8 protein-coding genes and 1 pseudogene are annotated in these 14,753 nt (G+C 62.4%); 4 read left to right on the forward strand and 5 right to left on the reverse strand.

Annotation, left to right across the window (positions count from 1 at the left end; genetic code table 11):
* Positions 1 to 36 precede the first annotated feature (36 nt).
* Complete coding sequence (locus tag ACO07W_RS04960; RefSeq protein ID WP_421841292.1) at positions 37 to 333, reverse strand: hypothetical protein; 297 nt, start codon at positions 331 to 333, stop codon at positions 37 to 39.
* A gap of 941 nt (positions 334 to 1,274) precedes the next feature.
* On the opposite strand from ACO07W_RS04960, the gene ACO07W_RS04965 reads away from it, so the two are divergent.
* Positions 1,275 to 2,090, forward strand: coding sequence for a type IV toxin-antitoxin system AbiEi family antitoxin (locus tag ACO07W_RS04965; protein WP_421841294.1), 816 nt, complete (start codon positions 1,275 to 1,277; stop codon positions 2,088 to 2,090).
* Entirely contained in the window at positions 2,087 to 2,974 is an 888-nt protein-coding gene (locus tag ACO07W_RS04970) for a nucleotidyl transferase AbiEii/AbiGii toxin family protein (RefSeq protein WP_421841296.1), read from the forward strand. The genes ACO07W_RS04965 and ACO07W_RS04970 overlap by 4 nt, the downstream gene beginning before the upstream one ends.
* Positions 2,975 to 3,297: 323 nt before the next feature.
* On the opposite strand, the gene ACO07W_RS04975 is transcribed toward ACO07W_RS04970, so the two are convergent.
* A complete protein-coding gene (locus ACO07W_RS04975; RefSeq protein ID WP_421841298.1) occupies positions 3,298 to 4,272 on the reverse strand; it encodes a hypothetical protein in 975 nt (324 codons plus the stop codon).
* A gap of 864 nt (positions 4,273 to 5,136) precedes the next feature.
* Here ACO07W_RS04975 and ACO07W_RS04980 point away from each other — a divergent pair.
* Positions 5,137 to 6,281 (forward strand): IS3 family transposase gene (locus ACO07W_RS04980; RefSeq protein WP_421840069.1). Its coding sequence is split into 2 segments (ribosomal slippage): positions 5,137 to 5,404 and positions 5,404 to 6,281, totalling 1,146 coding nucleotides; the frame shifts between segments, so codons are not numbered across the junction.
* Between the two features lie 25 nt (positions 6,282 to 6,306).
* On the opposite strand, the gene ACO07W_RS04985 is transcribed toward ACO07W_RS04980, so the two are convergent.
* From ACO07W_RS04985 to ACO07W_RS04995, 3 genes are all read right to left on the reverse strand, one after another.
* The gene (locus ACO07W_RS04985; protein ID WP_421841300.1) at positions 6,307 to 6,783 is read right to left on the reverse strand and encodes a hypothetical protein; all 477 of its coding nucleotides are present in this window, start codon (positions 6,781 to 6,783) and stop codon (positions 6,307 to 6,309) included.
* 763 nt (positions 6,784 to 7,546) lie between these two features.
* Complete coding sequence (locus ACO07W_RS04990; RefSeq protein ID WP_421841302.1) at positions 7,547 to 8,917, reverse strand: esterase/lipase family protein; 1,371 nt, start codon at positions 8,915 to 8,917, stop codon at positions 7,547 to 7,549.
* The gene (locus tag ACO07W_RS04995; RefSeq protein ID WP_421841304.1) at positions 8,910 to 13,220 is read right to left on the reverse strand and encodes a hypothetical protein; all 4,311 of its coding nucleotides are present in this window, start codon (positions 13,218 to 13,220) and stop codon (positions 8,910 to 8,912) included. The genes ACO07W_RS04990 and ACO07W_RS04995 overlap by 8 nt, the downstream gene beginning before the upstream one ends.
* Positions 13,221 to 13,463: 243 nt before the next feature.
* Between ACO07W_RS04995 and ACO07W_RS05000 the strand changes: the two are divergent.
* A pseudogene (locus ACO07W_RS05000) lies at positions 13,464 to 14,738 on the forward strand (IS256 family transposase).
* Positions 14,739 to 14,753 lie beyond the last annotated feature (15 nt).

Genomic DNA, 14,753 nt, shown 5'->3' on the forward strand with positions numbered 1-14,753 from the left:
GTCCCAAGCATAGATTTGCGATAACGCTGGCAACACCTACACCACCCGGCTCTGCCCTACCGCCGTCATCTCGGCCGCGGAAGTCGCTTCATTGGCGACGTACCCACCCGCGCCGGCCGCTACCGCACAGGTCGTCGCCTGCGCGCGAGCCGCTAACGCCCCCGCGGCGAGGCCAACTGTTGTGTCGGCACTGCCGACCGCCGCTGCGGTGGGCTGAAACAACTGCCCCGACGAGCGCGGCACTGAAACGCCAAGTTCCGTGCCGAGCGCATCCCATTGGCTGGCCATGGCTCTTAACTGGCCGACATCGATCCGCAGATCAGCTGATTCCACCCCGGTGAGTCTAATGACCAGGGCAAAGTCAGCAACTCATCACAGGTCGAGCCATCACACGATGACGCGCTGAGACCGCCGGCCGCCGAGCAGACCCCACTCTCGTCGGCGTGCTCAATCAGCGATACCCACTCGCCGCTTCGGAGGCGGGGCGACGCCACGACGATGTTGGTGTCAACGATGATTACGGCCAGGCACGTCCGACAATGCCTCAGGTGGAGCCTAACCGCCCGGTGAACGCCCATGGCTTCCCCTCCAGCAACGCTGAAGATTCCTCCGGGTTCTGTTGCGGTTCCCGGCAGTTGGTTCACGCATCGGCTCCCCTCACGGGGCCTCGCTCCCTTTCACAGGGACTGCGCATCACTGCGCCCCAGCGCTACCGTTCACGGTGAGGCCCGCCCGGCCAATAACCGTGCCGCCCCAACACCACTGAAAACTCACGAAGCTCACTCCGTGTGATGTCCCCAAAAACAGCCTATGAACAGCGCCTATCCCGTATTCAGCATCTAGATAACTCGGTAGCCCGATCGACGTTGCCGCAACCTCGGCAGTCATCTTGATCGACTCGTGCCCAAGCTGGCACGACACATTGGCGATCGGAGCCCCGGCGTCCAGTAGCCAGTATGCCCATCTCGGCTGGACCACTTGATATTTCACTGGAAACGCGGAGCATCACAGCGTTTACGCTGTTCAACCGGTGGAGCTAAGGGGACTCGAACCCCTGGATTCGGTGCCCGTCGACGTCTCTAACAGCGCTTTTAGTCTCCTTCGATCGATTTCAGTGCAGTTGGTCACCTGCGAGTTTCGGTTCGGCGTGTTGACGGCGTCAACGCGGCGGACCGCGCCTATGGACCGCACGTTCTCAGCACGCCCCCTCTCCAGTCACTGTCATGTACATCCTTAGTTTGTTACCATTGACCAAAGAAAGGTGGTGACTGACAGTGGCTCGCGTCATCCCACGCTCGGTCGCCGACGTGGTCGAGCAGCTCGAACTCGACGGCGACCTGGTCGTGACGTCAGATCGGCTGGCCGCGGTCATACGCCAAGTCGGGCTCGACAGCGACGAAGCGGCGACACAGCGCCTCGCCTACGAACTCCAGCGCGGCGGCTGGCTGGGAAAACTGCGCACCCGCCACGCTTGGGAGTTCCTGCCCGGGGCGCGCGGCGGTGCCTACGGCTCTGGTGATCGGTTTATCGAGTTCCGCGCGCAGCGCGCCGCGGACCCCGATTGGCGCGGTGTGCTGGCAATGGAAACGGCCGCATCGATCCTCGGGCTGGCCCAGCGGTTACCGGAGCAAGAAGTCGTCGCCCTCCCGGCCGAGCAACCCCTTCCCAAAGCACTTGCCGGTGATTGGCGCTATGTCCGCATCGAGTTGCCCGAGGCCGGGCTGACAACGGTCAACGGACTGCCGTCATGGAACCCCGAGGGACTGATCGTCGGTATTGCGGTGCGCCCGTCGGCCTACAAGGACGTAGCTGGCCTCAGCCAATGGCTGCCGGATGCCGTCCCGCACGTGAACCTCGATACCATCATCGGCTTGCTGAAGACTAGGCCACGTGCAGCGGCGCAGCGTGCCGCATACCTTCTCGGGTCGGCAGGCAACAACGACGCCCGAACCGCGATCGTCGCCACCTACCCAGCGACACAGACGGTCTGGCTTGGACGGCGTGTCGCCGGTGCAGGTTTCTTCGACGCCGAAACCAACGTCAATGACACTCTGCTGCACCGATACCTCACCGTGGGCACCGGATCGTGACCCGGATTACCGAGGGTCACCTCGCGCGCCACTATCAAGGCGTCAGGGGTGGACGCGATGCCGCTCTTCTCGACATTGCCCAGGATCACGCGTTGCATCTGCTTCACAACGCCGAGCTCTTCGCACGCGGCCTGGTTTTCAAGGGCGGCACCGCGCTGCGAAAGTTTAGAGCAGGCAACGCTGGCCGTTTCTCGACCGACCTCGACTTCGCCGCGCCCGATGAAGAGGTGGCGCTCGCCGCTTTGCAGGCTCTCGACCGCGTCGAGGTCGACGGCTTCATTTTCGCGATTGAAAATCTCGGTGACGACGGTCGGCGTGGTGACCTGTTGGTCGACACGCCATTCGGCCGGCCACAGCTGGGTGCCAAGATAGAGTTGGCCCCACACGCGCTCAGCCTGGCACCCGAGATCCTCGACCCTGTGCGACTACCGATCCACGACAGGTACGACTTCGTCCTGCCGACAACTCCCGTAGTGCGCGTTGAGGAGGCCGTCGCTGAGAAGCTCGCACGCTACCGCCGAGTGTCGCTGGCACGGGACCTCTACGATCTGCAATGGTTCGCAACCTCGGGTGCACTCGATGAGTCCCTCGCCCGCCGACTCTGGGTGCTTAAGGTCTACCGCGACGTCGTTGTCGACGGCCGCGGAACCAAGCCAGTCGACCCGCAGGAGATCCTCAGGACCCGGGACGAGAGTGAGTTCCGTCAAGAAGACATCGGCTACCTCACCAGGCCTGTGCATATCAAGGACTGGATCGCCACCATCCGCAGCCGCTATGCCTTCGTTGCTCACCTCGACGCCGACGAGCAGCGTTGGGCCCAATGCAACGAGCGAGACCTTCACGAGGTGGAAACGGCCCTCGCATCTTTTCCTGCTCACACCTGAGATCGCGAACCACGAAGCAAAAGAACAACTTCCGACGAAATGACTAGCCCCGGACGAGTCCGCACCGGAGCGAAGTATCGAGCCGCCTGTCGAACCTACGACCTCTGGGTTATGAGCTACGTACAGCGAGTTTCACGTGTTCGTGTGGTCCCGAAAACGCAGGTCACTGACCTTCAGGTATCCGGCCCGTTGCACCAGATTGCGCCGATTCCGGCCGGTTTCACGTGTTTTGTTCCCAAACTTGTTCCCAAATGAGCCGGGCTACGGGGCACTCAGTAGCAAGGTAATTCCTGGGGCCTCGAGCCACGGTGGCGGGGGTGACACTACGTTGGAGGTTTCCGACGTGGCTGGCCAGTGAAGAGAATGTGAGACTTGGGTGGCGGCTTAGAGTCAAACCCGGAGTATTGGAACTTGATTCCGGTCTGAGAGTTCGTCCACCCACCTGGGGTGCCAATCGATGGATAGAAGGTCCATGGCGGCGCAATCACCCAGGGTGTTGCAGCACTGGCCATCTGCGTCAAGCATCTATTTTTCAGGCGAGTTTGTTTCAACAGGACTGCCAGACGTTCCGGCTTCGGGCTGCGAACAACAGTGCTGATCGTGTTATGTCTTTTATCCAGAACCACGCCCATCACATCTTCACCAACCGCGGCGCACACCTTGCCAGCCTCGACGACGGCTTCGATCAGAATTTCTCGTATGACGTAGGGCTCGAACAGATTTGGTAGGCCGGCGATCAGCTGTCGCGCCTTCTCGAAGATGGTTTTGTCGACTGTGCCGATGGCGTGCATCGTGAATTGGGTAGGCTGCAATGTATTCGGCGCTAGTTCGATCGCATCTGAACTTGCTCCGGCAACTGTGATGCGGAACATAACTCCCATAATTTGGTTGTCTTTGCGTTGAACGCCGGAAGCAAGCACCGCCGTGGTGTACTTGTTGGCGATCGCGGGTTTGAGACGCGAGTAAGCGTCAGCAATCTTTGTTTGAATCTGATCGCGAATTGCTCGATAGTGCGTACCCGTGCTGCCGATCGACAACATCATGCCCGACTTCTCGGATAGGCCGTCAAACCCTGTGATGGCTTCGGCTATGAGTTGATCTGTCGGCTTGCCGTCAAGGTAGGCGAGGCCGCTGTATCCCAGAGCCAGCCAGCAGTCGGACCCAACAGCTATCACGGTCTTGTTGGCGTTCACGTCCCAATCCGGGCTTTTATGTTTCGGGGTGGGCTGCACGCTCACGTAACGGTCGCTGGCGTGAATTGCGTAGCGCTGTGTCGTCACCGCCGCAATCAACGTCATGCATTTGAGGTTAAGCCTCGATACCGACAAGAACGAGAAGTAGCGAGAAGTAGCACTGATCAGGGCCAACGAGATCGCACATCGATCGCAGAGCTTTTGTCGGCGTCAGGTGAAGACCGACCCTTAATCGTCGCGCGCTCTGGTCAGTATTCAGTTGCCGCCGACAACGCTGTCCGCTTGGTGAACTCCGCGGGCTGCTTGCGCGGAGCGGGGCGAAACAGGCTGCGGCGATGTGGTGGGCGGCTACGAGGAGCTATGAACCGGGAGGCGCACCGGTCAGCGCCTACCCCGCTGCCGCTTTCGCTTTCTTTGCCTAGTCGAGGCCGCCGGCCGTTGTCCTGGCTTCGGCTTGTCCGGTTCCGGAGGCCGCAGGTCACCGGAGTTGGTTCGGTGTCGATCCGGTCTGCTATCGAGTTCGATGTCGCCGTTGTCGAAGTGTTTCAGCCCGGGGACAATTGCGAGTGGCCAATGCGGCGTCACTAGCGCTTCCAGCGCGTGAGCCAGGTTGAACAGGTCGTCGGCTAATTGCTGCAGCATCTGCAACGTGGGGTGTATCTGCACAGGACCCTGCTGCTGGTGCTTCTTTGGTCGGTAATAGCGTGAAGAGACGAGGCCGTCTGTGCCCATAGGAACTAACCACCAGTAGCCGTGCACCACGTCGTTGCGCCCGTCGCGCAGAATAGGGACTTCGGCTCGCGCGAGAAGCTCGAAGACGGCCTTCTGTAAGGCCGTCTGTTGAGGTTTTGAAGCCCTCTTGAGTTTGTTCTCAAGGATGCTCCATTCCGCATGGCGTGTTCCCCGTGAATGAGTCCAGCTTGTTTTAGAGTCTCGTGGCCCTAAACGTGGGCTGGAAGGGACAAGGAAATGGCTGGTCGTAAGAGGTATGCCGCCGAAGACATTGTGCGCAAGCTGCGCCGAGCTGATGAGCTGGCCGCCGGCGGCAGCTCCGGTGAGCAGATCGCTGCCGAGCTGGGGGTATCGGCGGCCACCCTGTACAACTGGCGCCGAGCCTACGGGGGAATGGATCTCGATGCGGCCCGCGAGCTCAAGGAACTGCGCGAGCAAAACGGGCGGCTCAAACGGCTGTTGGCCGAGGCCGAGCTCGTCAAAGACGCCCTACGTGAGGTGGCCAAGGGAAAATTTTGAGCCCAGCCGCCAAACGCCGCGCCGTGGACATGCTCACAGAAGTCAAGGGCATCTCAGAACGGTTGGCGTGCCAAGCGGTTGGGCTGGCCCGCTCAACCTACCGACGTGTCCGTATCGACCAGACCCCGGCGGACCCGGATGCCGATCTGCGGGCCTGGCTGCGTTCCTACGCCCGCAAACACCCCTGTCACGGGTTTCGCCGTGCGTGGTCGGCGTTGCGCTACGACGAGCATCACCAGGTCAACAAGAAGAAGATCCACCGGCTGTGGCGCCAAGAGGGACTGCAAGTCGCCGTCCGCTCCCCACGCAAACGTGGTGGTGTGCCCTCAGTGCCGCCGATCATCGCCGATGCCCCCAAGGTGGTGTGGGCGCTGGATTTTCAGTTTGACTCCACTATCGACGGCAGGTCGGTCAAGATCGCCTCGATGCTCGATGAGCACACTCGCGAGTCGCTGCTGGACATGACCGCACGCTCCATCACCGCCGAGGCGCTGGTCGACGAGCTCGAGCGAGTGTTCACCACTGCCGGGGGTCCGCCCACGGTGCTGCGCATGGACAACGGGCCGGAGCTGATTTCTCAAGCGTTGCAGCAGTTTTGCGACGGAAAAGTCGGGCTGACCTATATCCCCCCAGGTCAGCCCTGGAAAAACCCCTACATTGAATCCTTTAACAGCCGCTTACGAAAGGAGTGTCTGAACCGCAACTACTGGACTGACCTGCTCGAAGCCAAGGTGGTGATCAGCGATTTCAAACACGAGCACAACCACCGCCACCGCCACTCATCGCTGGGTTATCGCACTCCGGCCGAATACGCTGCCCAATGCAGCCACACCCATCACCCCATAGCCTGCGACATCAACTAAAATCCAGATCAACAACAACCTGGCTCTAATTCCAGGTGGACCCGATATCGGGGACCAGCCACGCAGGCACATCCGCGCCTGCCAAGTCTGAATTTTGGCCGCCACGGAGGGTCACCAGCACACGCTTCATCGCCATCTCGACGTGACCGCCTGCCACTGCGACCGATCCGACAGCGTGGAAGAGCCTCACCTGGTGTAGAGCGTCCGCTTCGCGATTGGGCTTACCCATGATCCGGACGGGACGCATCGAAGCGAGATTCATGTCGTCGCTGCCAGGTGGCTGTATGAATGTGCAATCCGCCAGCACTCTCGTACCCGATTCCGTGAAAACGGTGTACGGGATGGCCTTGTCCAAGCTGCCTGGAAGGAGAGCGCTGATCGCGCCATCATCGCCGAGGGCGGTGCTAATGATCTTGTTGTACTCCTCGCGACTTTCGGCGTCGTCTGGGATATCTGCGTCGGTGAATAGCGGAATCGCGTGGCCGTCGACGTGTACAAACATGCATGGATCATGCCACCGACAGGTGGTCGGACGCCTCTCATTTCAGGGCGACCTGCTCGTTCTGTCCACTTGCACCTGGCGGTAGTGCATTCGAACCTGGCGGACCCCGCAGGACGTTCCACTGCCATCAGTGCGGAATATGCAGCAATCGAATATGCAGGGTTCCCAGTAGAGACCGGTGTTTCGATCGGTGAATCACGAAGTTCCGCAGTCCCCTGCTTCGCCGAATGACTACACGGGGACGGCTGTTCGACCGACTGGGTTGTGTATTACCGGGCGGGAACTCCTCCGGGGATAGCTGATTCGAGTAAGCGAGCCACTCGTGATATTCACGAATAACCGTGCCCAGATACACGATCTGCAGCCGCGCTAACGACCTCAGTCCGGAGATGCGTACCCGGGGCCAAGTAGCGCGACCCAGCGATCAGCTCGACGGTCCCGTACCGCGGAATGACCCGGACACCGTCGCGGCCAGCGTGCAGCCCTTCGCGGAATTAAGTGTTGCTTCGCTCAAGGCCAGCGGACCAACTGGCCGCCCTCACCTTAGAAAACGACCGTGCAAAACATGACCGCGCCAGCGCAGGATCACCATTACTGCTGTTCGAACGATTGCTGAAGCGTCACTGAACTCGTGTGACGGCCCGTCGCTAGCGAACCGCGCGGATCCGTGTCGCCGGTTCATCGACGGGAACATTAAAATTAAGCAATTGGCCCCGGCGGATGGGCACCGCAAAAGTCATCGCCAACAACGACGAGGGTGTCACTAGGGCCAGACCAGGAATGCGGAGTGCACACCGTTAGCTGATTCCGCGTCGGCCACGTCTCGCACCTCTAGGGTGTAGCCGCCGGGGTTGAGCGCAGACGTCCGGTATTGGACCTCACTGTTTCGTAGTACCTTATGAACTTCTTCAACCACTCCCCCGTGCTCGTCGCGCACAGTGATCGCGACGCTGCGGCGCCCAGCCGCTGACGATATCGTCGCTGTCACGGAGTCTCCGGCTGAGAGTATCTCCGGCATCGCGACCGAAAGATCCTCGATGCTAACGGCTTTGACGATTATCGATTCGGATCTGACCACCGATTCGACCTCGTCGAGAGCGGCACTGTTGCATTGCAGGTGCCCGTGCTTGTCGGCGATGCGTCTGATCGAATTATCGTCGAGTGGAATGCCTTTGGGACCCGACGCCGCTGACACGGTGCCATCGCCTGCAAGGTCGTGATGGCCGAGAAGTTCTGAAAATACGTAGTGACTGTTGATGAGGGAGGCGGACGCGGTCGTCGGCTGCTTAGTGCCAACGATGGCGTGACGGCGCGTCGGAGTATTGTTATCTGCGGATTCGGCTTGTTCAAGATGTTGGTAGAAGAGGGCGGCGTCGCGGCGAACCGAGTTTTGCAGTACCGAGTCTGTTTGATCGACAAGGTATTCAAGCTCCTCGCCTCCGTGGTTGACACATGCATAGCTTGGCAGCAGCTGGTGCACCGATGGGAACGAGAGCACGGCTTGGTGGAGGTGTTCGCCGAATCGGCCGAGTCTTGGCATCGGCCCGTTGGCGAGGACGGCGAGGGCTTTGATTGCCCCGCGGTACGGGGTGCCCAGGGTGATCATTTTACGGGTGAGTGGTGCTCCTCCTTCGTTGCTGATGTACCAGCGGGCGATGAGGCCACCCATCGAGTGACATACGAAGGTAATCTTGGCGTCACGATTTTGTGGCGCGCAGTCGCGCCACCGGTGTAGCGCTTCTTCGGCGTATTTCTTGAGCTGGCGGGCGGTGTAGCGGTTGGACAGGCGCCAATCGTAGGGGAAGAGAACCGGATTGAGATCGCCAAACTGCTGAGGGGCAACGCTGGCGCGTGTGGCGCGCAGTCGTTCGACCAGCTTCTCGTATCCGTGAATCGGTGTCCACAGGCCCGGGATGAAGTGCAGTGTCGATATCAGCTCTTTAGCTTCGACGCCGTCCTCGGGCTCCCGGTCGCCGATATCGGCGGGTAACTGCAGGTCCCCGATATGCCTGCCCAGGGTGGCCAACGCCGCCAGCACCGTCGTTGGCTTTGAGGACCACACTTCCGCACCGTTGCGTCGTAAAGTGCTCCCGGTGATCCCGGGGATGACCACGATGAGGTCGTTGTCAGCCATCTTCGCCTGCAAGTCCTTCCAGAATCCGTGCGGCCTCGCGGAATTGGGGCTTCGCCGGCGCCAGTCGCTCACAAAGGCGCAGCCAGTCCGATACGCGCGCGGGCAGTGCTTCGGCGGCCACCTCGATGAGGGCACGCCCGTGGGCTGCGACCTGCGGGCCGACTTCATCGTCCAATAGGGCGACACCTAGGTAGTACGAGACGGATACGGCGAGTTCGGGTTTGGAGGCCTGGGTGGCCTCTTCCGTCAGAACGGCAGCAGCTTGGCGAAGTACCTTGATGTCGTGGTGTTCGGCGATGTCGGTGAGCAGCCGTTCAATCTGATCCGCATCGGCGTCGACGGCGGCCGCGGCAACGTCGGTGTGCAGCGAGATCCGGCTGAGTTCGATGAGGCTGACTGCGGCGCCGGCGCGTGGACTGTCGTGGCGCGCCCGCAGGTGTCGGCCCACGGTGTCGCCGCGTAGGACTTCGCCTTGCGTACCCAGGAGCGCGATGCGCTGGTTCAAGTCGGCTTCGAGGAACTGTTCGGCGAGGTCATACGAGTTTGTGACGATGTACTTGCCGTGGATCTTCCTGAGTTGGTAGGTCGCATCTCGATTTACGGCGATAATTTGGTTGTAGCGGCGTCGGTCGCGGATATCTCTGAGCGCCGCCGCGCGTGCCGGGACGACGAGGAGGGCTTCGTCGATGGCGCTCTCGTAGTCGTCGCCGAGCAGGTGGTTGTTCTGCTCTAGGAAGGCGTCGGCGGTCGTGTAGTCCGGCGCTGATGCCCAGCGCATCGCCCAATCGATCTTCTGTTGTTCGATTGCTGCCCAGTCGGGCACATCGGTGCCGGTGGAGCGGCGCCACAACAGGTCGAACTGGACCCGGCTGGCGTCGCGGATTCGCCGCGCGAGCCGGCGGATGTGAAGCAGCAGCATCGGATTCGCCGGGCCAAGTTCGTCGATAGCCGTGCGGATCCATGCCGGTGCGCGGGGATGTCCTAGGGGTATGCCGTCGACGATGGTGTAGAGCAGCTGTGCCCGCGCAGGGGGGTCGAGGTTTTCCAAGCATTGGGTGACGAGTTGATCGAGCCGGTCGAGGTCTTCGCCAAGCTGATCGAGAGCTATTGCCAGGGTGGCAATTGTCTTGCCGCAGGTCTCGACGTCCTCGAAACCTAGTTCAGGGACGGCCAGATAGTGCTCAACTGCGGCGATAGCGGTGTCGCGCGCATTCGCTGCCTGCCGGCGATCAACCTGAAGACGCGCCCGAATGCCCATTGCCGAGGCCAGGCCGGCGCGATGTGAGCTGTCGGAATCAAGCAGCTTAGTCGACAGCGCCACCGCGTCGTCGATTGCGGCCAGGCCGACTTCGATGCGGCCGGCCATCCCGTATAGAGCGGCGAGGTTGCGCTGCGCGGTGGCGTACTGGCGTGTTTGGGACAGACCGGCCTCACCCAGCAGTTGCAGTGCACGCCCGGCGTATCGCACGGCCTCGCCGGGGCTGGACTGTGCCGCTTTGGTGGCCTCGATGTAGATCGTCGCCAGCTGCTCGCTCGACATCAGCTGCTGCGCCAGTAGCTGTTCGCCCTCCCTGGCGGCCTGGGCTGCTAAGCGCATGCCAGCCTTCGCGTTCCCAGTTTGCACGGTATAGATCGCGACGACGGCACGGATAGTGGCGGCGTGCACCTTGTTGCGGGCGTCGGCCGTCGATAGCTGCACATACAGCTCGATCGCTTCGGCACCGGCATCGGCGGCCTCGGAAAACCGCCCGGCGGCGGCTAGACGCTGACAATAGTTCGACAGCACCCGCGCGATGTCACCATCAAGGCTGGGATTGTGCTCGCGCGCGGCGCGGTAGTACGCCAACGCTTGCTCGCTGGCGTCGAGGCCTTCACTAAGGTGTCCGGTGAGTGTCAGCGTGTTGGCGTAGTTGTCAAGCATCAGCGCCAGGGCGGGCCGCTTGGCCTCTTCGTGATCGGCGATGTCGCGCATCATCTCGATGGCCGCGCCGGCGGGCCCCATAGCCGCCTCCGCACGGCCCGACTCCAACAGCATGTTCGCGTAATTTGTCAGCGCTCCAGCATAATTCATGGTCTCGGCCGCCGACAGCGACGGCATTGTCTGGTAGCCGCCGATAGCTTCGGCTGTGGTCGCCAGGCCGCGTTCGTGTTGTCCGACTTGGTCATATCGCGCACCGAGGTCGCTCAGCGTTTCCAGCAGAGCGGGCCGCCATGCGTCGTCGATGGCCACCAGTTCCCCCATGATGCTGCGAGCGTTCTCGGTGACGTTCACGGCATCGGCCAGGTCTCCGCGTTCGGCGAGGTGACTGCCCAGGTTTTGCAGTGCTTGGGCCAGGGCGGCTCGATCTCGTTGTGCTCCTGTGGCATTGGCGACACCTTGAAGTGCATCGACGGCGTCACGGCTGGCGTCGACGGCCTCGTCGATGCGGCCTTCCATGCTCAAGGCCAGCGCCAGGATGTTGCGCGCGATGCCGATGCGATACCGGTTGTCGCCGCCGATCTGCGCGAATTGCTCCTCAAATTGCACGGCTTGCGCGGCGACGGTGGAGGCTGTGGCGTCTTGGGCTTCCATCAGCGCGCCCGCCAGATTGTGTGCCACGGCGGCGAGGTCGATGACGAATTCTGGCCGCTGGCTTACGAGCCTGTTGTAGGTTGCAACGGCGCGGCGTCCGGTCTGGACCGCTCTGGTGATCTGGCCGGTGGACTTGTAGAGGGTGGCGAGGTGCGCCAGCGCGGGAGCCAGGTGCTGTTCACGATCGCCTCGGGTGAGGTCATCAGCAGCCGCAGCGGCGTCTTCGGCGAGGGATAGTGCGCCGGTGACGTCGCCGCGTACGGCCTCGGCGATGGACACGGCCAGTGCGGCTGAAACAAGATCTTTTGAGAGCCAGGGCTTTTCACGCAGCAAATCCAGCCCGCGCCTGCCAACGCGGGCGACGTATCTCCACAGGTAGCGAACTAAATGGGGGCTGGGCGGCGAGCTCGTCGGAGAGTCCGGCGCGCCGGGTTCGCCGACCAGCGCGACCGCGATCCGAAGGGCGATGTTCTCGTCGCGGGCGGCGCCGCGCTCGCCGAAGTGCTGCGCGATCAAGGAGTGAGCGAAGCGGTACACCGCGTCCCCAGCTTCGGAGTCCTCCACGATGTAGGCGCCCATCGGGGCGAGCGTGGCAGCCACGTCATCGCGGTCAAGCTCCTGCGTGGTGGGCGCGCGGGTAGCATTGGCGATCGTCAGCCACTCCCGCTCTGGTAGCCCCGCGCCGAACCCGTATGGCAACACATAGAGAAGGTCAGCTGCGGCGCCCAGCTTCGACTCGTCATAGGAGCGGGCAACCAGCTGGTCTAGCGCAACGCCGAGTGAACCAGCTATGCCGGCGCCCGTGGGCTCTGCGCTTATCGCCGGTTCACGCGCGTGAGCGATTAGGAGATCGGCCAGCACGAATGGTGGCGGGTCCTCGCCCACGGGTCTGCGACGTAGTCCTCTGAGCACGCCAGCTGGATCGTCGTCCGGTGCGGTCGGACCGAGTTGGTCGTCGAGCATTTCATCTATGGCGCACCATGCCGATTCCTTACGTTGGGGGCTGTCGAGATCGAGGATGCGGTCGGGTGCGGCGAGCACGGCGGCGATTGGAACGAGGTCCGTGGTTTCGCCAGCGGCTGCCCATTGTGGGGGTTGAGATGCGCGCCGCTGCCGCGGCACGCTCACTGGGGTCGGTCGGGTTGTGACGATGACGGTGGCCACCATGCTGAACGGGGTTACAACTGCCTCGATGACGTGCGGGGGTTCGGTTGCCTCGGTGATTCCGTCGAGGGCGACCACTGGCACCGACGCACCGCTGTCCCTTTGGCGCTGCAGGGCACCGCATATCTCGAATACATTGCGGCGTAAGGCCGTTTCCTCGAGCAGACCACGCGCCACCAGGACGCGGTCGATCATTGCCGCGATGGCGTCGGTGCTGAGGCCTGTGACATCGATGACGACCGCCGGCGGGGTATCGGCGGCTACGCTATCAACACGGGTATCCAGCGACAAAGCATGGTGGAGCAGAGCCGACTTGCCGCTACCCGCGGCGCCTGTGATGACGTATACGCCGCGCTGCCCCTGAGCCCACCAGTTGGACACGGTTGCAACTTCGTCATTCCGGCCGAAGAACGGCGATGCCATCGGCGTACCGGTGAGCACTTCGGCCACGAAGAGCGGACCCGCAGCGGCCGACCACAGCGGGTTGCGTATGAAGGGCCGGGCATCGCCGGTCTGGATGAATCTTGGCTCGGTCGGCGCCGCCGCGCGGTCCCACTGCTTGATCAACGCGTCCCACAGGTCATCGCCTCGGATGAAACGATGATGTGTTGACCAGCGCCGTCGAATGTCGTCTGCGTGCGGGCCGTCGGGTCGCGGACCATCTCGCAGTAGGCGCTCCGAGCGGGTCGCGTCTCATCGCTGGTGTAAATGGTCACGGGCGTAGGTTCCGTCGCAACCGACGAAAGCTATGAAGGAGGGGCTACGCCCGTGACCAAGCGAGTATCGCCGATTGAGCGTGTGCGTGTTGAGATGGATCAGTTGTTCGCCGCGACCGAGCGGCCGTTGACCGAGATTTTGGAGGAGGTCGGGCGGTTATCGGTGCGTCTGGTGTTTCAGGTCGCCGTGGAGGCCGAGGTAGAAGCAGTGTTGGGCCGAGCCCGTCACCAGCGTCGGGTTCAGGACGGCCCGGGCGGGTACCGCAATGGGTATCAACCGCCGGCGACGGTGAAGACCACGATGGGCTCGGTCGAATTATGCCGCCCGAAACTACGCGACACCGACGAGCGGTTCTGTTCGCGGCTATTCGGTGCCGGGGTGACGCGCACCCACGCTCTGGAGGCGTTGGTGATTTCGGGATGGGTGCGCGGTTTGTCGGATCGCGACATCGAGGCCGCGTTGGCCGAGGTGCTGGGCTCGTAGGCGGCGTTGTCGCGCTCGACGGTGAGCCGGATTTGTGCGGCCATCAAAGACGAGTTCGCTGCGTGGTCGTCTCGACGCCTTGATGAGCTGGTGTTGGACTACCTGTTCTTGGATGCCTCGAACTTTCGGATGCATCCCAACGCCCCGGCCGAGCCGGTGCTGGCCGCCTGGGGCATCTGCACCGACGGCAAGCCCCTGTTTATTGGGCTGGCCCCAGCCGCAGCGGAGTCGGCTGATGCGTGGGCCGACTTCTTGGCTGACCTGAGGAACCGGGGACTACGCCCGCCGCTACTGGGCATCTCCGACGGGGCGCCGGGCCTGATCGCCGCATGGGAGACCACGTTTCCGGCAAGCCTGCGTCAGCGGTGTCTGATCCATCGCTGCCGTAACGTCATCGCCAAGACACCTGTCGCGGTCCAGGACGAGATCAAAGCCGCGTTCTGGTCGATCTTCGATGACATTGACCAGCCACCCGGCCAGCAGGCCGTGGATGAAGCCACCCGCCGCGCCGAGGAGTTCACCACCACATACCGCGGGCTCTACCCAGCCGCGGTCGCTTGCCTGGCCAACGACTTCGCCTCGCTGAGCGTGCATTTGCGCTTCCCCCGCCAACACTGGACACGCATCCGCCATTCCAACCTCATCGAACGCACCTTCGGAGAATCCCGTCGCCGGGTCAAGGTCATCGGCCGCCTACCCGGCGAAACCAGCTGTCTGTCGCTGGTATGGGCCGTCCTCGACCGCGCCAGCCGCGGCTGGCGCGGAGTCACCCAAACATCAGCGACCAGCCGCCACCTCCAAGAACTACGCCACCAACTGCTCGAGCCACCCCGCCCACTGCATCCCCCCACCACAACAACCACGACCGACACCACCGCCGCGTAACATGACCACCAGGAA

It is taken from the genome of Mycobacterium sp., from assembly GCF_965230835.1.
In the GTDB taxonomy this organism is placed as follows: domain Bacteria; phylum Actinomycetota; class Actinomycetes; order Mycobacteriales; family Mycobacteriaceae; genus Mycobacterium.

Excerpts from the sequence above, each read along its gene's own strand:
- ACO07W_RS04975 (WP_421841298.1), bottom strand. The coding sequence starts at position 4,272 with ATGACGTTGATTGCGGCGGTGACGACACAGCGCTACGCAATTCACGCC.
- ACO07W_RS04985 (WP_421841300.1), bottom strand. The coding sequence starts at position 6,783 with ATGTTTGTACACGTCGACGGCCACGCGATTCCGCTATTCACCGACGCA.
- ACO07W_RS04990 (WP_421841302.1), bottom strand. The coding sequence starts at position 8,917 with ATGGCTGACAACGACCTCATCGTGGTCATCCCCGGGATCACCGGGAGC.